The 19,231-nt window shown below is 70.2% G+C and carries 15 protein-coding genes and 1 tRNA gene; 6 read left to right on the top strand and 10 right to left on the bottom strand.

Annotated features, from left to right (window positions below; translation table 11 throughout):
• Positions 1-242: 242 nt before the first annotated feature.
• Positions 243-1,766, top strand: coding sequence for an ATP-dependent DNA ligase (locus tag ABT061_RS42395; RefSeq protein ID WP_350928963.1), 1,524 nt, complete (start codon positions 243-245; stop codon positions 1,764-1,766).
• Between the two features lie 21 nt (positions 1,767-1,787).
• On the opposite strand, the gene ABT061_RS42390 is transcribed toward ABT061_RS42395, so the two are convergent.
• Positions 1,788-2,381 carry a DUF1707 and DUF4870 domain-containing protein gene (locus ABT061_RS42390; protein ID WP_350928961.1) on the bottom strand — a complete coding sequence of 198 codons (594 nt, stop codon included), beginning with the start codon at positions 2,379-2,381 and terminating at the stop codon, positions 1,788-1,790.
• Positions 2,382-2,573: 192 nt separating this feature from the next.
• Here ABT061_RS42390 and ABT061_RS42385 point away from each other — a divergent pair, with 192 nt between their 5' ends.
• Positions 2,574-2,912, top strand: a complete 339-nt coding sequence (locus ABT061_RS42385) for a hypothetical protein (RefSeq protein ID WP_350928959.1) — start codon at positions 2,574-2,576, stop codon at positions 2,910-2,912.
• On the opposite strand, the gene ABT061_RS42380 is transcribed toward ABT061_RS42385, so the two are convergent.
• From ABT061_RS42380 to ABT061_RS42355, 6 genes are all read right to left on the bottom strand, one after another.
• The gene (locus ABT061_RS42380) at positions 2,879-4,060 is read right to left on the bottom strand and encodes a DUF4192 domain-containing protein (protein ID WP_350928957.1); all 1,182 of its coding nucleotides are present in this window, start codon (positions 4,058-4,060) and stop codon (positions 2,879-2,881) included. The two genes, ABT061_RS42385 and ABT061_RS42380, sit on opposite strands and share 34 nt — an antisense overlap.
• Before the next feature lie 191 nt (positions 4,061-4,251).
• Positions 4,252-5,025 carry an EI24 domain-containing protein gene (locus tag ABT061_RS42375; RefSeq protein ID WP_350928955.1) on the bottom strand — a complete coding sequence of 258 codons (774 nt, stop codon included), beginning with the start codon at positions 5,023-5,025 and terminating at the stop codon, positions 4,252-4,254.
• Positions 5,026-5,113: 88 nt separating this feature from the next.
• Positions 5,114-5,707, bottom strand: a complete 594-nt coding sequence (locus ABT061_RS42370; protein WP_350928953.1) for a Maf family protein — start codon at positions 5,705-5,707, stop codon at positions 5,114-5,116.
• Between the two features lie 113 nt (positions 5,708-5,820).
• Complete coding sequence (gene ftsH, locus ABT061_RS42365; RefSeq protein WP_350928951.1) at positions 5,821-7,827, bottom strand: ATP-dependent zinc metalloprotease FtsH; 2,007 nt, start codon at positions 7,825-7,827, stop codon at positions 5,821-5,823.
• 231 nt (positions 7,828-8,058) lie between these two features.
• On the bottom strand, positions 8,059-9,072 hold the full coding sequence (locus ABT061_RS42360) for a hypothetical protein (protein WP_350928949.1): 1,014 nt from the start codon (positions 9,070-9,072) through the stop codon (positions 8,059-8,061).
• 131 nt (positions 9,073-9,203) lie between these two features.
• On the bottom strand, positions 9,204-10,481 hold the full coding sequence (locus ABT061_RS42355; RefSeq protein WP_350928947.1) for an MFS transporter: 1,278 nt from the start codon (positions 10,479-10,481) through the stop codon (positions 9,204-9,206).
• Positions 10,482-10,833: 352 nt separating this feature from the next.
• On the opposite strand from ABT061_RS42355, the gene ABT061_RS42350 reads away from it, so the two are divergent.
• Together ABT061_RS42350 and ABT061_RS42345 are read left to right on the top strand one after the other, a co-directional pair.
• Positions 10,834-12,570, top strand: coding sequence for an ABC transporter family substrate-binding protein (locus tag ABT061_RS42350; protein ID WP_350928945.1), 1,737 nt, complete (start codon positions 10,834-10,836; stop codon positions 12,568-12,570).
• Between the two features lie 116 nt (positions 12,571-12,686).
• Complete coding sequence (locus tag ABT061_RS42345) at positions 12,687-13,079, top strand: DUF3224 domain-containing protein (RefSeq protein WP_350928943.1); 393 nt, start codon at positions 12,687-12,689, stop codon at positions 13,077-13,079.
• A gap of 58 nt (positions 13,080-13,137) precedes the next feature.
• Here ABT061_RS42345 and ABT061_RS42340 read toward each other — a convergent pair.
• The 3 genes from ABT061_RS42340 to ABT061_RS42330 all read right to left on the bottom strand — a co-directional run bounded on the left by ABT061_RS42340 (position 13,138) and on the right by ABT061_RS42330 (position 15,122).
• Positions 13,138-13,210, bottom strand: a tRNA-Ala gene (locus ABT061_RS42340).
• Between the two features lie 148 nt (positions 13,211-13,358).
• Complete coding sequence (locus tag ABT061_RS42335) at positions 13,359-14,870, bottom strand: vWA domain-containing protein (RefSeq protein ID WP_350928941.1); 1,512 nt, start codon at positions 14,868-14,870, stop codon at positions 13,359-13,361.
• 99 nt (positions 14,871-14,969) lie between these two features.
• Complete coding sequence (locus ABT061_RS42330) at positions 14,970-15,122, bottom strand: hypothetical protein (RefSeq protein WP_350928939.1); 153 nt, start codon at positions 15,120-15,122, stop codon at positions 14,970-14,972.
• Positions 15,123-15,187: 65 nt separating this feature from the next.
• Between ABT061_RS42330 and ABT061_RS42325 the strand changes: the two genes are divergently transcribed.
• Both ABT061_RS42325 and ABT061_RS42320 read left to right on the top strand, forming a co-directional pair.
• Positions 15,188-16,957 carry an asparagine synthase-related protein gene (locus ABT061_RS42325; protein WP_350928937.1) on the top strand — a complete coding sequence of 590 codons (1,770 nt, stop codon included), beginning with the start codon at positions 15,188-15,190 and terminating at the stop codon, positions 16,955-16,957.
• Between the two features lie 1,361 nt (positions 16,958-18,318).
• Positions 18,319-19,231, top strand: a 913-nt coding sequence (locus ABT061_RS42320) for a hypothetical protein (RefSeq protein ID WP_350928935.1), incomplete at its 3' end; no start/stop codon positions are given.

Genomic DNA, 19,231 nt, shown 5'->3' with positions numbered 1-19,231 from the left:
TCGAGGAGTCCTGGTCTCTTGTGTCCCTTGGGTGGGGGGCGCGCGCCCCTCACATATTCTGGCCGTCGGGGGCCGGCGCCCCCCCCCCACCCCGCTTTCGCGCATGCTTTCGGGGAGGGCGACCCGCGCCGGGGACCTCACCTCCTCGCCATCGTGAACGACAGGGCCCCACGCTGCGATTTCGGTGAAAAGCAGGCCCCCCTTTCACCGAAATGTCGCTTACAGCTCTTAGGCTGGCCACTGTGTTGTTGATCGACCTCGCGCGCACCTCGGCGGCCGTGGCCGCCGGCTCCGCCCGGCTGGCGAAGACCGCGCATCTCGCGGAGCTGCTCGGCCGGGTCGAGCCGGACGAGGCGGAGATCGCCATCGCCTACCTCTCCGGAGAGCTGCCACAACGCAACGTCGGTGTGGGCTGGACGAGCCTGCAGGATCCGCCCGAGCCCCGGCTGGCCGCCACCGCTACCCTGCGCGAGGTCCACGACCTCCTCGATCGCATCAAGTCCCTGGCCGGCCCCGGCTCGCAGAGCGCACGCAGGACACTCGTCGCCGAGCTGTTCGGCGCCCTCACCCGCCAGGAACAGGTCTTCCTGTCACGCCTGCTCCGAGGCGAGCTGCGCCAGGGCGCACTCGAAGGGGTGATGATCGAGGCCGTGGCGAAGGCCGCCGGGGTGCCGGCCGCCGAGGTCAGGCGGGCGCTGACGCTTCGCGGCTGGCTTCCCGCCGTCGGTGCCGCCGCCCTGGCGGGCGGGGTCGAGGCGCTGCGCGCCTTTCACCTGGAGGTCTGCCGGCCGGTGTCGCCGATGCTGGCCCAGAGCGCCACCTCCGTCGCGACCGCGTTCGGCAAGCTCGGCGGCCCGGTCGCCGTCGAGTGGAAGCTCGACGGGGTCAGGGTCCAGGCACATCGCTCCGGCGACCGGGTGTCCGTCTTCACCCGCGCCCTCGACGACATCACCACCCAGGTGCCCGAGCTGGTCGAGGCGGTGAGCGCCCTGCCCTCCAGCGACCTGGTTCTCGACGGCGAGGTCATCGCGCTGCGCCCCGACGGCCGCCCCGAGCCCTTCCAGGTCACCTCCGGCCGCGTGTCCAGCCGCACCGACGTACCGCGAGCGCGGGAGAAGACCCCCTTGAGCGTCTTCTTCTTCGACGCGCTGCGGGTCGACGGCGCCGACCTGCTCGACCTGCCGGGTGCGGACCGTCACGCGGCCCTGGCCGCGGCCGTGCCCCCGGAGCTGGTGACCCCGCGTCTTGTCACCGGCGACGTCGCGGACGGCGAGGCGTTCTTCAAGGACGCGATCAGGGGCGGTCACGAGGGCGTGGTGGTCAAGTCGCTCCTGACGCCCTACGCCGCCGGGAGGCGCGGAGCCGGCTGGATCAAGGTGAAGCCCCGGCACACGCTCGACCTCGTCGTCTTGGCCGCCGAATGGGGTCATGGCCGCCGCGAGGGCAGGCTCTCCAACCTGCATCTGGGCGCCCGCGACCCGCGTGGCGGATTCGTCATGCTCGGCAAGACCTTCAAGGGCCTGACCGACGAGTTGCTCGCCTGGCAGACCGACCGCTTCCTCGGCATCGCCGAAGGCCCCACCGACGGCTGGACGGTCACCGTCCGCCCCGAGCTGGTCGTCGAGATCGCCTTCGACGGCGTGCAGCAGTCGAGCCGCTACCCCGGCGGCATGGCTCTGCGCTTCGCCAGGGTCATCCGCTACCGCCCCGACAAGACGGCGGACCAGGCCGACACCGTCGACATGGTCCGCTCCCTCATGCTCTGACGCCTCCCGGCCTTCACCGGGTCACTTCACGGGGCGCAGCGTGAGGGGGTAGCGGAAGTCTCCGTCGCCCATCGCCGCGACGCCACCGATGACGGACAGCACCACGCCGCCGATCCAGAGCAGCGGCGTCAGGACGACGCCCACCACCGTGATCGCCAGCACGATGGTGGCCGCGATCAGCGTCAGCTGGAAGTTGAGAGCCTCCACCGCGTGTGCCCGGATGTAAGGCGAGGTCTTGCCCGCGGTGAGCATCATGACCACCGGGCCGAGGACGGGCAGGCCGACCAGCGGGAGCAGGTGCGCCGCCGCCGCGCCCAGACGCTCCGCTCCGGTGTCGCCACCCCGCCTGCCGAGGTGCCCGTGGTGGCCGTACGCCGCCTGGGGCGTGACCGGCGGCTGGAACGCGGGCCGGACCGGCTGCGTACCGTACAGCTCGTTCATGATCGGCATGAGGTCGCCGTGCACGCGGGCCGTCATCGCCCGCTCCAGCCTGTCGTCGAACTCGGCTTTGTCGAGCCTTCCCTCGGCATAGGCGGCCTGGACGTGCTCGACCACCCGCTCACGATCCTGGTTGCTGACCCGGAGCTCCGCGTAACCGGGCCCAGGGCCGCTCATCGGCACTCCCCGTGCCACTGACCCACCGATACCGTTGTGCCTGCCATGAGACCGATACCCTTTCGTCGCCTCTTCGACCTCAATGCTCGTCCAGATTGTCGGCCCCGTATATCAGGATGAACCCTTATAGGCCCCTGAAACCGACCCTTGGCCTTTCACCGCGGATCGAGCAGGAGAGGTATACAAAGAGACATGAGATGGCGAGATCGCTACGGGTTGAGGCGCAAGCGCGGGCCGAAAATCGCCAAGTTCGACCGCGATGCCACCGACGCCGACATCGAGACGCTCATCGCCTTCGCGAAGTCACGCCGGGGCGTGGAGTTCTACGTCGAGCCGGAGACGTTCGCGACCGACACCACGGCGGTGGCCGTCGCCGACGACGGCGAATGGACCCGGCGCCGGGTCGGCTCCCCCGCGGTGATTCGCAAGGTGGCCCGCGACCTGGCCCTGCCCGTCTACGACGTGCAACTGACCGGCTATCCCCCCCGGATGAGGGCCTACAACGAGCGCCAGAAGCGCGCGGAGGGCTGAGCCAGGAACCCGGTGGTCGCATCGTGCGCGGGGCCACCGGGTTCTTCCAGCAACGCGGCCATCGGGAGCAGCCAGGCCATCTTGGGGCTGCCCATCTCCTGGTCCAGCTCCTCGGGGCTGGGCATCCTGTCGTTGAGGGCGTGTGGCGGGACCAGGTGGTGGATCGCGTGCATGAGCAGGTGAGCCATCGAGTAGCCGGGATCGGCCTCAAGCGCCCGGGTGAGGGCGACGCCCGCCAGCGCGGAGTCGCCCCGCCGCCAGGCGACCAGGCCGAGCAGCGAGGCGGCCGGGGGCACGAACCTCGGTTCCAGCCTCCGGGTGAGGTCGTGCCAGAGCTTGAGATGCGCGTCATGCCCGTCGTCGGTGACCAGCGCCCACGCCTCGTCGCGAACCCTGATCACCGCCAGGTCCAGCCCCAGTCTGGCCGCCTGATCGTCGTCGAGCCGGTCGCCCGAGGCGTAGGTGGCGATCGCCTCGCGGACCCTGGTCACCCCCTCCGCGACGAACTCCACCGCGAGCCCGTCGGCGTCACGACATCCGGCGAGCCTGCCGCTCAACTCCGCCATGAGGCGGCCCGTCGCCTCACGCATGGCCACCCGCGCGGCCCCGGTGACCGGGTCGAGTGAGCGCTCCAGCGCCTGCCTGTCCGGCCACGCGACCAGTCCGTGCAGGATCGCCTCGGCCGCGATGACGGTGGCCCGCCGCTCGTACGGCACGCCTTCGACGGGACAGCAGTCGGTCCGTGAGCAGCCGTACGACCAGTAACGGCCGTCCTCCACCCGGAGCGCGTCGACGACGGTGAGACCGCCCCCGCGGAACAGTGCACCGGCCTCGTCGATGGCCGGGGTCACCAGCGGGCCTGGACCATAGCCGACCATGACGACCTGCGTGACATTCTCCTTCCGGAAGAGCGGAACGATGTCGCCGAGGCCGCCGGACGCCAGGGGCAGGTCCCATCGGACGGTGAGGTGCAGCCTGCTCCTGGGCAGACCGCCCGTGAGGCCGATGACGACCAGGCTCTCCGCGGGATGGAACCCCAGCAGGTAGGGGACCGCGCCCAGGACGTCTTCGGTGGAGCCGAGCAGGAGCCGGGGCTGGGAAACCGGCGGGAACAGGGACTCGGGCGAGTCCGGGCTCTCTGTTGTCATGGCCGGAAGCCTCCCGGACCCGCTCCCGTGTCTTTCGGCCCGAACTCCTTTCTGTGGACGGAACGTGCGGCCGTCCACAGCCGGGCTGATCCCGATCGCCGGTCCGTGGAGACCCACCGGACCGTCCCCCTCACGCGATCGCGGCGCCCGGGGCGAGACGCGCGACGGCCGGGCGCCTCCTCAGGCGCCTCTCATCCCGTCCTCTCCGCCGACAGGAGGGGCGGGGCCAGCCGGGTGCGGACCATGATGGCCGCACCGGCCACGGCGGGAGGCATCGCGATGATCGCGACGAACGGGACGAGGAAGAGCAGGAAGAGCAGGACCCCGAAGCCGAGCGCGGGGGCCTTGTTCGCGCGAAGCAGGCCGAAGCGGCTCTTGCGCGCCAGTCCCCTGCGCTCCAGGGCCAGTGCGGTCAGCTCGATCGTGAGGAAGAAACCCGAGACCAGGGCGCCCAGGACCGGAACCACCGTCTGCCCGACCACCGGCACGAAGCCGAGGAAGAACAGCGGGATCGTGAACAGCAACAGCCAGCCGAGGGTGACCAGACTGTCCCTGATGGATCTGGGGATCGACTTCCACAGCGGGAGTTCGTACCCTGTCGGCACCTCCCCGTAGGTCTCCTCCACCTTCTCGGAGAGCTTCTCGTAGAAGGGGTCGCCCAGGGTGAGGGTGATCGCCGTGAAGGTCACCACGGCCAGGACCAGCCCCGCGCCGAAGAGCGCCAGCCCGACCAGCGCGCGCAGCGCGGTCCGCGCCGCCTCACTCCATCCGTCGGCGAACGGCGTGCCCCACGCGGCGATGTCCAGCGCGTTCTTGCCGAGGAAGTAGAGGCCGACCGCGTAGAGGACGAACGCGATCAGCGCCGGGATCAACCCGAACAGCCACCAGCGCGGATATCGCGCGACCCAGCGCAGTCCCTGGAAGAAGAACCCGATGCCGTCCAGAAAGGAGCGGAAATGACCCATGGCGGAAGATTATCGGGATCGGATGTCAACCGGGACTGCTCCTCACAGCCCTTACCGGCGAAAGCGGACGCGGGCCGGATCGTGGACGTCAGGCGCGCTGCCAGAGGCCGGGTACGGAGACGCCGAGGGCCGCGAAGAGGCGGCGCAGCAGGAGCAGGGAGATGCCCAGGACGTTGCCGTGGTCGCCGTCGATGCCGTCGACGAACCAGCCGCCGCGGCCGTCCAGGGTGAAGGCTCCGGCCACGTGGAGAGGCTCACCGGTGGCGACGTAGGCGGCGATCTCGTCGTCGGTGGCGGTGCCGAAACGCACGACCGTCGCGCCCACCTCCGCCACCTCGCGCCCGTCCGCGGCGTCGATCACGCAGTGGCCGGTGAGCAGACGGCCCTCGCGGCCGCGCATGCCCCGCCAGCGGGCGACCGCCTCCGCCGGAGAGGACGGCTTGCCGTAGGCCCGGCCGTCGAGCTCCAGCACCGAGTCGCAGCCGATGACCAGACCGTCGGTCAGGCCCTCGGCCACCACAGCCGCCTTCGCGCGGGCCAGCGCGAGGCAGAGTTCGCTCGGGCTGTCGGCGGTGACGGCCTCCTCGTCCACACCGCTGACGATTACTTTGGGATCGAGTCCGGCGCTGCGGAGCAGGGCGAGGCGGGCAGGGGACGCGGAGGCGAGAACGATCTGGGTCACGCCGATCGAGCCTAGCGCGGCTCCCGCCGTCCCCTCGCCGCGGGCGAAGGCCTCCGCAGGCCGGGCGGCCGGTCAAAGGCCGCGGGCAGCGTGCCCGGGCGGCGGCTCGCGGGTCAGGCGTGGGGCGAGGGCGGGAGCTGCGGGGGTGGTCCCGAAGGGGGAAGTCCAGGGGCGGCGCCCCGCGGAAGGCCCGCGGCGGCGTACGCCTCCGCCTCGCCGAGGGTCTCGTGCTCCAGCAGGGCCGCGACGATGCCGTCCAGGCGCTCACGGTTCTCCTCCAGGACCGCCATGGCGACCTCGTAGCACTCGTCCACGATGCGCCGGACCTCCTGGTCCACCGCGGCGAGGGTGTCGGGGGCGGCGGCGGGCTGGCCGTCGGCGGCGCCGGGCAGCACGCTCAGCGGGCCGATCCTGGCGGACATGCCCCAGCGGCCGACCATGCCGCGGGCGATCACGGTGACCTGCTCCAGGTCGTTCTCCGAACCGGTGGTGATCACCCCGTAGACGACCTGCTCCGCCGCCATGCCGCCGAGGGCACCGACGATCCGGTCGCGCAGGTATTTCTCGTCGTAGGCGTACTTGTCGGTGTCGGGCGTGGAGAGCGTGACACCGAGCGCCCGCCCACGCGGGATGATCGACACCTTCCTGACCGGGTCGGCGCCGGGCTGGAGCATGCCGAGGAGCGCGTGACCGGCCTCGTGGTAGGCGGTGCGTCTGCGCTCCTCCTGCGGGATCACGACGGCGCGGGCCGCACCGAGCAGGATCTTCTCCAGCGCGTCGGCGAAGTCGGGGGCGCGCACCCTGTCGTGGCCGCGCTTGGCGGCGAGCAGCGCCGCCTCGTTGACCAGGTTGGCCAGGTCGGCACCGGTCATGCCGGGGGTGGTCCTGGCCAGCCGCTCCAGGTCCACGTCGTCGGCGAGCGGCACGCCCCTGCTGTGGACCCGGAGGATCGCCAGCCGCCCCTCGACATCCGGCACCGACACCACGACGGTACGGTCGAACCGGCCAGGACGGAGCAGCGCCGGGTCGAGGACCTCCGCCCGGTTGGAGGCGGCGATCACGATGACGCCCTCGGAACCGGTGAAGCCGTCCATCTCGGTGAGGATCTGGTTGAGAGTCTGCTCGCGCTCGTCGTGGCCACCGATGGTGCTGCCGCCGCGGACCCTGCCGATCGCGTCGATCTCGTCGATGAAGATGATCGACGGTGCGACCTTGCGAGCCTCGTCGAACAGCTCGCGCACCCGTGAGGCGCCGACCCCCACGATCATCTCGATGAACTCCGAGGCGCTCGCCGAGAAGAAGGGCACGTCCGCCTCGCCCGCCACGGCGCGGGCGAGGAGTGTCTTGCCGGTGCCCGGCGGCCCGGTGAGCAGCACCCCCTTGGGCAGCTTCGCCCCCAGCCTCCGGTACTTGTCGGGGTCCTTGAGGTAGTCGACCACCTCGGCCACCTCGTTCTCGACCTCGTCGATGCCCGCGACGTCGTCGAAGTCGACCCGGACCTTGGCCGGTTCCACCGGCTTGGCCGCCTTCGACCTGCCGAGGCCACCGAGCCCGCCGAGACCGCCCAGCCCTTCGCCTATCGCGGACGCCGAGCGCCGTATGAACCAGATCCACAGGCCCGCCAGCAGCAGGACCGGCAGCAGGGAGAGCAGCAGGTTGGACAGGAAACTCCGGCCGCCGACGGGCTCGGCCTTGATGTTCACGCCCGTCGCGGTGAGCTGCCGGTAGAGGGCGGCCTGGTCGGCGAAGACCGGTATCTCGGTGGAGAACTTGTCGTACTCGGCGTTGCCGCTGTCGGGGTCGCGGGCGGGCTTTTTGAGGGTGCCCTGGATCGAGGTACCCGTGGCGTAGATGTCCCTGACGTTCCCCGCCCGCACCTGATCGGTGAACTGGGTGTAGGAGATCGGCTCGGTGACCTCGCCGAAGAACGAGGAGACGATGAAGAAGCCCGCGTAGACGATGAGCATGGTCACCAGGAAACGCACCCAGTTGATCCTCGGGCGCTGCGGGGCGGGCGGCCCGTCGGGCAGGCCCTCGGACCGCCAGGGCTTGGATCCGCGCTGCTTGTCGGCCGTGTCCTGGTCAGACCCCTTGCGTTCCTGAGACGCCGGTCGCTTCAAGACTTCCCCCTCGACGGCTGGGGGAGCCTGCCTGGACGGACGCCCAGGACACCCGGCTCAGTCCGGGCTCTCGAACCGAGGCCGTCCTTCGCCTGCGCCCCGAACAGGGAACCTCGCGCCCGGCGAGCGGGCGGGAGGTCGTCGCGCAGGTGGCGATGGAGCGGCCTGCCGTGAAATTCCCCCGAGTTTCACCAGATCACATAGATATGGCGATTCCTGCCCAGATGGGGCTTACTTCAATCTGAGGGAGGAGACCGCGGTGTTGATATCGCGCCAGCGCTTGCTCTGGGTGTCGGGGATCGTCACGAAGAGCATCGCGGGCTTGGCGCCGGGAGCCTCGACCACGGCGAGGGCGGCCATGGAGGAGCGCGTCTTGCCCTTGATCTTGTACTTCACCCGGTAGGCGAGCAGCCAGCCGTCCTTGATCGGCTGCGAGGCGACCCAGGCGATCCTGCTGCCCTTGGGGTGGTGGTTGAGTGTCCATCGGGCCGCCAGCAGTGCGGTGTCCTTCGCCTCCCGCTGCACCAGGATCGGCACCGGACAGCTCACGAGCATCGCCCGGTGAGCGATCCCCTTCACCTTCGGCAGCACCTGCTTGGTGGAGAACGGCGACGCGCCGAAGACCTTCCAGGGCTTGCCGAAACGGATCAGCGACACCCCCGTCCTGTCGTCCTCGATGCGGCGCTTGCTCTTGTACGCCTTGCCGGGGAGCCGGCCGAGCCGCTTGTCACGCGGCAGTTCGGGCACCCGGGGGTCGGCGAGGGCCGCGATGACGGCGCTGCGGTCGGGGGCCGGCTCCCAGCCCTCGGGCGAGGGGGACGGAGAGGCCGTCTCGGCAGGACTCTCCGACGGGGACGCCTGCTCCGACGCCGAGGCGGACGCCGGGGCCGACACCGGGGTGGACGGCTCCGGCGAGCCCGGACCGGGCGAGGGTGGCGCGGCAGATGGCGCGGCGATCTGCCCCGTCTTTCCCTCGCCCGGTTGATCTGAGGAGCCCGAGGAGACGAAACCGACCACGGCCGCGACGGCGGCCAGGACCAGCGCGACGCCCACGGCCAGGATGCGGTAGATCACTCGCATCGGCAGGTCGCCGATACGGGACCGCTTCACCGGTGAGTCCGATGGTTTCGAGGGGCTCTCCACCACGATTTTCGGCAACTCCGACGTCTCCGCCTCGGCGGTCACATATGTCGGCGCGGGACCCGTCTCCCGGGTCCCCTGAGTCCCACCCAACCCATCGAGCACGATCGGGAGCGTACGACAAATCCGGTTTTCCCGTGCGGGATCCCCATCACACTTCGGGAACGAGTACCTTCCACATCTGTCCACCCGGCGACCGTGGCCCGGCTGCCCGTCCCTTCCGGACAGGGAGGCGGTCAGACCTTCAAGGATGCCTGCCTCCTGGTGATGACCACCGACATGAGCGCGGCGGCGAAGCAGAGCAACCCCGCGGCGTACCAGGCGAGGTCGTAGGCACCGAAGTGGTCACGGGTGACTCCCGCGGCGACCGCGGCGACCGCCGCGCCGATCTGGTGGGAGGCGAAGACCCAGCCGAACACCACAGCCCCGTCGGAACCGTAGATCTGGCGGCACAGGGCGACGGTCGGCGGGACCGTGGCCACCCAGTCGAGGCCGTAGAAGATGATGAAGACCAGCATGCTGGGCTCGGCGGTGGCCCCGAACAGGCTTGGCAGGGCCATCAACGACAGGCCCCGCAGCCCGTAGTAGGCGCCGAGGAGGACGCGCGAGTCGATCTTGTCGCTCAGCCACCCGGACGCCACGGTGCCGACCACGTCGAAGATCCCGACCAGCGCGAGCAGCCCGGCGGCGACCGGCTCGGCCATGCCGTGGTCGTGGGCGGCGGGGATGAAATGGGTGCCCACCAGGCCGTTGGTGCTCATCCCGCAGATCGCGAACCCCCCTGCGAGCAGCCAGAAGGGGCGCGTACGCGCGGCGCTCCACAGCACGCCGAGGGCCCGCGAGGCGGCGCCACCGGTCCGCGCGGGCCGCACGGCCCAGGGTGCGGCGGGGTCGGCGCCCAGAGCCGTGGTGCCCACGTCCTCGGGCCGGTCACGCAGCAGGAACCAGACCAGGGGGACCACGGCCAGAGCCGCGACGGCGACCGTGATGGCGGCCGACCGCCAGCCACTGTCGGCAGCCAGGTGCGCGAGGACGGGCAGGAAGACGAGTTGCCCGGTGGCGCCGCCCGCGGTGAGCACACCCGTGACGAGGCCGCGGTGGCGGACGAACCAGCGTTCGGTGAGGGTCGCGGCGAAGACCAGGGCCATCGAGCCGGTGCCGAGGCCGACCAGGACACCCCAGCACAGGACGAGCTGCCAGGGGGCGTTCATCAGGATGGTCAACCCGCTGCCCGCGGCGACCAGCAGCAGGGCGTACGTCACGACTCTGCGCATTCCGAAACGGTCCATGAGCGCTGCCGCGAAGGGCGCGGTCAGCCCGTAGAGCATGAGGTTGACCGAGACGGCCAGCGAGATCGTGCCCCGGGACCAGCCGAACTCCTCCTGGAGCGGTGTGATCAGCACGCCGGGCGTCGCCCGGAACCCGGCCGCGCCGAGGATGGCCACGAACGCGACTCCCGCCACGATCCAGGCGCGGTGCAGCTTACGTTCGGGCGCCCGAAGAGTCGTTGTCATGCGCCCCATAATCGGGGGGCGAAACGCTCCGCGCGAGTGGCCCGAGTGCCAATATCCACAAGGATCGGGCCATGTTCGCTCCGGTGGTACCGCCGCTTTTCCCGGTACGGATGCCCTTCCCGTACGCGGGCACGCCGGGAACCCGGTAATGGCCATCTCACATACTGGGAGAATTCGCTCAAAGGTTCCGTTTTTTCTATTCTCGTCAACTGGGGGTCTCGCATCCGGCATGGTCACGGGGAGACGCGAGACCGGTCTCCGGTCCCGCGCGGCCGTGCGGGAGCGACGACACTCGCGCTCCGCGGGGCCGTTACGGGACCGGCCGGAGAACGGGCGATCAGAGGAGTGTGCCGTGTTCCACACACGAAGGCCGGCAGGGATCCTGGCACTGCTGGCATGCGGCTCGCTCCTGCTCAGCGCCTGCGCGAGCGCCGATCCGACGGACGACCCGACGGCGTCGGACTCGGAGTCGATCCAACCGGCCGAGACCATCACCTACGCGTACGAGCAGGAGTTCCACTCCTACAACAACAACACCACCGCCGAGAACGCCACGCGCAACGCGGCACCCCTGCAGCGGGTGCTCACGGGTTTCTGGTTCTACGGTGACAAGGGCGCGATCGTCCCCGACAAGGACTTCGGAACCTACGAGAAGATCTCCGACGATCCGCTGAGCGTCAAGTACACGATCAACGCCAAGGCGGTCTGGTCCGACGGCACCCCGATCGACTGCGACGACGTCATGCTGTGGTGGGCCTTCCGATCCGGCAAGGTCAAGGGCTTCGCCTCGGCCGACACCAACGGCGTCCAGGACACCGAGGTCCCCGACTGCGAGAAGGGCGGCAAGGAGTTCACCCTGGTCTACGACAAGCCGTTCGCGGACTGGGTGGCCGGCGGCCCCGGCGCGACCGAGATGTTGCCCGCCCACGTGGTCGCCGAGCAGGACGGCCTGTCCGAGGAGGACTTCATCGCGGCGGTCAAGAACGCCGACTCGAAGAAGCTCGCCGAGGGCATCAAGTTCTTCAACGACGGCTGGGTCTCCGAGGGCAGGCTGCCCGAGGCCAGGCTGATCCCCTCCTCGGGACCGTACAAGCTCTCCAAGCTGGACGCCGGGCAGCGGCTGACCCTCATCGCCAACGACAGGTGGTGGGGCACCCCCGCCGCGACTCCGACGATCGTCGAGCGTTTCATCACCCTCGACGAGCAGGCGCAGGCACTGCAGAACCGCGAGGTCCAGATCGTCGAGCCGCAGCCGGGACCCGAGGTGCTCAAGCAGTTGCAGTCCCTGCGGGGGGTGAAGGTCAGTGTCTCCGACAAGTACACCTACGAGCACCTGGACTTCAACTTCCACTCCAGCCCGTTCCGCGACAGAAGGCTGCGCGAGGCGTTCGCCAGATGCGTGCCCAGGCAGCTCATCGTCGACCACCTGATCAGGCCCGTCGCACCCGCGGCCAGGCCCCTGCAGGTTCGCACCGTGGCTCCGTTCCAGGCCAACAGCGCCGCGGTCGTGACCGCCAGCGGCAGCGCCGACGTGTACACGCGACAGGACATCGCGGGTGCCAGGGAACTGCTGCGGAAAGCCGGCCAGACGGGGCTGGAGGTCAGCATCGGCTACCAGACCCCGAACCCGCGCCGCACCGCGGCGGTGCAGCTCATCATCGACTCCTGCAACAAGGCCGGATTCAAGGTCGTCGACAAGGGCTCCGAGGATTTCCTGGGCACCGTGATGCCGACCAACGGCTACGACGTGGCGCTGTTCGCCTGGTCGGGTTCGGCCCTGGTCAGTGGCTGGGCCTCCAGCTTCACCTCGCCGCAGAAGTGCGACGCCCACAGCAAGGGCAACAACAACGGCTGCTACTCCAGCAGGCGGGTCGACCTCCTCATCAAGGAGCTGAACTCGACCGTTGACCTGGCCGCCCAGGACCCGATCATCGGTGAGATAGAGAAGCGGCTCTGGAGTGACCTGGCCACCATCCCGCTGTTCCAGCATCCGGGCCTCAGCGCGTGGGACGAGACGCTCCAGAACGTCGTCCCGAACCCCGCGCAGTCGACCATCACCTGGAACATGGATAAATGGCGCCTTTCCTAGAGCGCCCCCTGCTCGCCGCCGCGGTAACGGATGGGGAGCCCCGTATCTGACATTAGATGACAGGTATAGGCGCCAGGATGAGCACAAGAGCTGAGACCTGCCAAGGGAGCCCACATATGCCTCGTGCCACCGGAACCTTCACCATCGACAGCTGGGATCCGCACCCCTACGACGAGGCCGAAGGTGCCACACTCTCCCGCGTCCACATCACCAAGACCTTCGACGGCGACCTGGTCGGCACCAGCAGCACGGACATCATCACCGCGGTCGCCCCGGTCGAGACATCGGCGGCCTACGCGGGCTTCGAACGCTTCACCGGCACCGCGCACGGCCGCAAGGGCACCTTCGTGCTCCACCACACGGCCACGGCACACGCCGGGGAGTCGGAGCTGAGCTGGACGATCCTTCCCGACTCGGGCACCGGGGAACTACTGGGCATCCGGGGCGGGGGGCAGATCGTCAACGACGACGGCGCCCACTCCTTCCACCTCGACTACGAGCTCGACTGAGAGCGATTCGTCCGGGAAAACACCGAAGGGCGGCCATCTGGCCGCCCTTCGTGAGGAGTGGAGCTATGGGGATTCGAACCCCAGACCTCCTCCATGCCATGGAGGCGCGCTACCAACTGCGCCATAGCCCCTCGGTGTCAACCGATGTCGCCGGGCCCTGCCCGGCGTCCCCGCCAGTGTATAGGAAATCACTCCACACCCTGTAACCGCCGAGGCGGGCCGCCATGAGGGCCGGCTCGCCTCGGGGCCGCAGGTCGCGTACGGGCCGCGGGCGGGTGCCTACCTTAGCGACATGGCCTTCTCGATCAGCGTGGCGAGCTCGGTCACCGCGGGGTCCTCGGTGGACGCGGCCAGCCGGGTGGCATGGGCGGCGAGATCCCCGGGGTCCGCTCCGGCGATCCCCTCTCGAGCGCGGAGATACTCGGCGAAGCCCACGGCGACCACGTCGACCTGGAACCTCGGTGCGGACTCCCGCCACGGCGAGGCCGCCAGGTCACCGACCGCGAGGGCGCGAGTGGCCTCGGCGGGATCGCGGGTGTCGGGGTCCTGCCAGCGTACGGTGGCGGTGGCCAGCTGACCCGACGCCCCGCCACGCAGCCGCACCTCGTACAGGGCGGTCACCGAGTGACCGGGGCCGATCTCGCCGCCGTCCTTGGCGTCGTCACGGAAGTCCTCGGTCGCGAGTCGCCGGTTCTCGTAGCCGATCAGACGGTACGACTCCACGGCCGAGGGGTTGAACACGACCTGCGCCTTGGCGTCGCGGGCGCGCAGGTCGAGGTTGGTGGCGAGCTGCTCGACGAAGACCTTGCGCGCGTCGTCGGCGGAGCTGACGTAGACCGCGGCACCGTCCCCGTTGTCGGCGAGCTGCTCCATCAGCTGGTCACCGTAGTCGCGGCCGACGCCGACGCACAGCAGGGTTATCCTCTTGCCCGCGGCCTCCTCGACCCGGGCGAGGATGCCCTGCCAGGTGGTGTCACCGACGTTGGCCAGTCCGTCGGAGAGCAGGATGACCCGGTTGACCGCCACCGCCCTGAAGCTCGTCGCGGCCTCCGCGTAGCCACTGGTCAGCCCCTCCTCCAGGTTCGTCGACCGTCCTATGGCGAGGCGCTCGACGGCGGCATGGAGCCGGTCCCTGTCGGTTGCCGGGGTCATGGACAGGACGACGTCCGCCCGGTCGCTGAAGGCCACGATGGAGACCTGGTCACCGGGCCCGAGCTGGTCGACGAGCTTGTGCAGGGCCTCCCTGACCAGGTCGATCCTGCCGGACTCGCTCATGGAACCGGACACGTCCACCACGAAGGTGAGGTTCGCCGGGCGCCGGGCCTCCGCATCCGCCCTGCGGGTCTGCAGGCCGACACGGAGCAGCGCGGCGCCGTTCCCCGGCGTACGGGCACCGTCCATGTGCACGGTGAAGCCGTCGTCGTCCGGCTCCCGGTAGTCCTGCGCGAAGGCGTTGACGAACTCCTCGGGCCGGACCTGACCAGGTTCCGGCAACCTGCCCTCCTGGATGGTCCGCCTGCTGTAGCCGTACGAGGCGGTGTCCACGTCGAGGGCGAAGGTCGAGATCTGCTCGGCGGCGGTGTCACGTTGCCTGGCGGCGTCGGCCTCGGAGTCCTCGACCCCGGAGGTGGCCGGGCCACCGGTTTCGGCGAGGGAGGGCCGCGGGACCTGCTTGCCGGATTCGGGCATCGGCTGGCTGGCGGTTCCCTTCCCGTCCGACGCCCCTCCGCAGGCGGCGGCGGTCAGCAGGACGATCGCGGCGAGGGCAGTGGCGAGCGGGCGTGACTTCATGTCGCCTCCTAGGGATGCGTGTCACCCCCTACGACGGCTCCTTCCGGCCTCCCGCCGGGAGCTTGACCCAAGCGAGCGCAAACCGTGTTCGGCACGTGATCAGGGCTTCCAGGCCGGATCCCGCCCGCTGAGCCCGAGCAGGGCCCGCACGTCGAGGTCCTCGCGGGGGGTGGGCGGCCCCAGCCGGTCGTCACGGACACCGCGGGCCACGGTCGCCGTACCGGTGACGGCGTGTGGCAGCATCTCGTTCATCTCGGCCATGCTGTCCGGCCGGACTCCCAGCCGTCCTGAAAAAACGCGACATAGGATCCTTCGTCATGCGCGTGTACCTCGGCCTCGCGGCCAAAGATCCGGCAGCCGGAATACCGGAGGCGATGCTGCACCGTGTCAGGAGCGTGATCGACAGCGCGTTCCCCGTGCCGCCGGAGGTCATCAGGTCGCGCGAGTGGCACCGCCCCGGCATCACCATGTTCGCCTGGACCAACGAGCCCGACGACTCGCGGCAGCCCCCGCCGCTGATGACCGAGCACGACCGGGTAACCGGGGTGAACGGTTACCTGGCCGCACCGGACGACGTGAACCGGCTGGCGGGCATGACCACGCTGGACAGCGAGGCGGTCGGCGGGTGCTTCTCGGTGTTCCGGGCCACCGGGGGCGAGCTGTCGGCCGCCACCGCGATCCACCGGGTCTGCCCGGTCTACTACGCCGAGACGCCCGACGTGCATGTGATCGGCAGCCGGGCACTCCTGGTCCATCTCGCCTGCGGCGAGCGCGTCGACTGGGACGTGCTCGCGCTGCAGTCGATGGTCCGGCAGGGATACTTCCTGTCCGACGAGACGCCCTACCTCGGAGTGAGCGCGCTGCCGCCGTCCTCGTCGGTGACCGTCAGGGGCGGCACCCGTACGATCACCACGACCCCGCTCCCGACGGCCGTGCCGGCACCGGAGTCGCGCAGGCGGAAGAAGGAGCTCGTCGGGGAACTGGCCGAGGCGCTGCTGGCCACCGTGGAGCCGCTACGCGCGGCGGGGGAACCGGTGAACCTCGCGCTCACCGGTGGCAGGGACAGCCGCCTGATCGCCGCGGTGCTGCACGCGGCCGGCATCCCGCTGCGCGCGACCACCAACGGCCTGGACACCCACCCCGACGTGATCCTCGCCGGGCGCGTCGCCCAGGCGCTCCACGTCGAGCACACCGTCATCCCCCCGGCCCGCGCCGAGAAGAAGGACGCGATCGTCGTCGAGCACCCGCTCGCGCGGGCCTACGAGACGCTGCGCGCCTGCGAGGGCATGACATCGGCGTACGAGTCGGTCGTCGGTTACCTCCCCTACAGCGCCAAGCCGACCATGTCCGGGCAGAGCGGCGAGATCCTGCGGGCCGGCGGCCTGCTGCTGCTCCAGACCGACCTGGGGGAGAAAGCGCTGCGCCGCCGGGTGGACGTGACCTTCCTGCGAGATCCGGCGCTGTTCAGCGAGGCGGCCAACGAGCACGCCCGCGAGCTGGCCGGGCCGTGGCGAGAGCGGGCTCCGCTGGAGGCGCTCGACCACATGTACATCTCCTACAAGGTCGGCCGCTGGCACGCGGGGTCGCGGGCGGGCTCGCTGCGCCGTGGCGACCAGATCTGGCCCTTCCTCGACAACCGGGTGGTCCGCGCCGCGCTGGGTCTCGACCAGACCTGGCGGCTGTCGGAGGAGGTCATCTACGAACTCCTCGGCGTCCTGGCCCCGTCGCTCAGGGACATCCCGATCGAGGGCAAGCCGTGGCGATTCACCGCCGGGAAGCGGTACTACCCCTGGCAGCGCAGGCCGCAGGTGCTGACCGCGCCGAAAACCGGCGGCGGTGGCTGGAACTGGCGGACCAGCCCCGGTACGGAGCTGACCGGCCTGATACGCGACCATGTCCTGGGTCGCCTCGACCTGCTGACGCCCATCGTCAACCCCGACGAGGTTCGTGCGCTGTTCGCCGAACCCGTCCTCAAGAAGCCCAACCAGGCCTGGCATCTCTACACAGTGGCCACCATGCTGGGTGGAGACTATCCCGGCAAGGAACCCGAGAGCCTGCCCAGGATCCACATCCCCATCCCGTCCTGACCCACCCCACGACCGAAGCCGGGGAGGACCAGGCTCCGTTTCCCTATTCGTTCTCGAGCTCCGCGACCCGCCTGCAACGGCACCGGGCAGGCTTCCCGCCGCACCACCGGTCGCCTACAAGACCGGTCGGGGTGGTGGGTGGCCGGCCGGTGGTACCCGTCCGGGGAAACAGGAAACGCTGCCACGGCAACGCGGCGGCCCGCTGGTCGCCCGCCCGCGCGAATCCGCCTTCCGCCCCTTCCGGGTGATCACGAAAACTTCGCCCCGTTCGAACCGGGAACCTCCCGGCCGCGCACATCACGCAACGTTACACGTACGACGTACGAAGATCATGTTCGACGAGCACTTCCCGGCGGTGGAGCGCGCTCCACGGGCGAGCGTTTTCAACGGTGACGATGACGGCTCCGACCTCGGCCCACAGCTGGTGTCGGGCGGCGTCGAGACCTACGTTCAATCACCGCCCAGTCTGCCCATTGTCCGACTTGAGCGAACATAATTTACTTATCCAATTAATTGCCACAACAAGGATATTGGGCTTTTGTGTGGCGATTCAAATTTACGGAAAGCAAAGAAACGCGCACCCCTCATCAAGCTTCCACACCTGATTCGATCGACACTTCTCCCGCCACCTCCCGAGCGTTCAAAGAATGGCCGCACAGTGTTTTCGCTGAATGCAACGGGAGAGACAACGCACGTGTCTATTTTCATGAAACGGACCCTTGCGGGCGGCGCGCTCGCCGGGGCCGTCCTTCTTCTGCACTCCCCTGTCCCAGTTTCAGCCGATTCACAACTTTCGACTTCGGCGCAGGCTCGTCCCGAGAGAATCGAATCCGTCAAGGGAACGCAGGTTGACCCCTGTCTTCTGACGATTTCCACTATTTGCACGAGCTTCATCTCCGTCCCCGGAACGGTTAACGCCCGCGACCTCTCCAGCACCAAGGCAATCATCCAGGGCGCATTGCAGCCGCAGCCGACCTCGGACAGTTCGGCTTATATCCCGCTGTGCAGGTGGCTGGGCCTGCCAATCTTCCTGTGCCGGATTCCCGACGGAGTCCAGGGTCCTGCTGGTCCCGCAGGGCCCAGAGGCCCGGTGGGGCCACGAGGGCCCGCTGGCGCAACCGGACCGGCAGGACCGGCAGGCGCTGACGGCGCACCCGGACCGGTAGGCGCCGACGGCGCACCCGGACCGGAAGGACCCGCAGGACCCGCAGGACCCGAGGGACCGGCAGGACCGGCAGGCGCTGACGGCGCACCCGGACCGGTAGGCGCCGACGGCGCACCCGGACCTGAGGGACCCGCAGGACCCGCAGGCGCTGACGGCGCACCCGGACCGGAAGGACCCGCAGGACCCGCAGGCGCCGATGGCGCACCCGGACCCGAGGGACCCGCAGGACCACAAGGACCGGAAGGACCCGCAGGACCCGCAGGCGCTGACGGCGCACCCGGACCCGCAGGCGCCGACGGCGCACCCGGACCGGAAGGACCCGCAGGACCCGAGGGACCCGCAGGACCACAAGGACCGGAAGGACCCGCAGGACCGGCAGGCGCTGACGGCGCACCCGGACCCGCAGGCGCCGACGGCGCACCCGGACCGGAAGGACCCGCAGGACCCGAGGGACCGGCAGGACCCGCAGGCGCCGACGGCGCACCCGGACCGGAAGGACCCGCAGGACCCGAGGGACCGGCAGGACCCGCAGGCGCTGACGGCGCACCCGGACCCGAGGGACCCGCAGGACCACAAGGACCGGAAGGACCGGCAGGACCGGCAGGCGCTGACGGCGCACCCGGACCGGAAGGACCCGCAGGACCCGAGGGACCGGCAGGACCCGCAGGCGCTGACGGCGCACCCGGACCCGCAGGCGCCGACGGCGCACCCGGACCGGAAGGACCCGCAGGACCCGCAGGACCCGAGGGACCGGCAGGACCCGCAGGCGCTGACGGCGCACCCGGACCCGAGGGACCCGCAGGACCCGCAGGACCCGAGGGACCGGCAGGACCCGCAGGCGCCGATGGCGCACCCGGACCCGCAGGCGCCGACGGCGCACCCGGACCGGAAGGACCCGCAGGACCCGCAGGCGCCGATGGCGCACCCGGACCCGAGGGACCGGCAGGACCCGCAGGCGCTGACGGCGCACCCGGACCCGAGGGACCGGCAGGACCCGCAGGCGCTGACGGCGCACCCGGACCCGAAGGACCCGCAGGACCGGAAGGCGCTGACGGCGCACCCGGACCGGAAGGACCCGCAGGACCCGCAGGCGCCGATGGCGCACCCGT

The organism is Streptosporangium sp. NPDC002544 (genome assembly GCF_040295965.1).
GTDB lineage: Bacteria > Actinomycetota > Actinomycetes > Streptosporangiales > Streptosporangiaceae > Streptosporangium.
The sequence above is the reverse complement of the archived record's forward strand: the minus strand, read 5'-3'. Positions and strand labels throughout refer to the sequence as shown.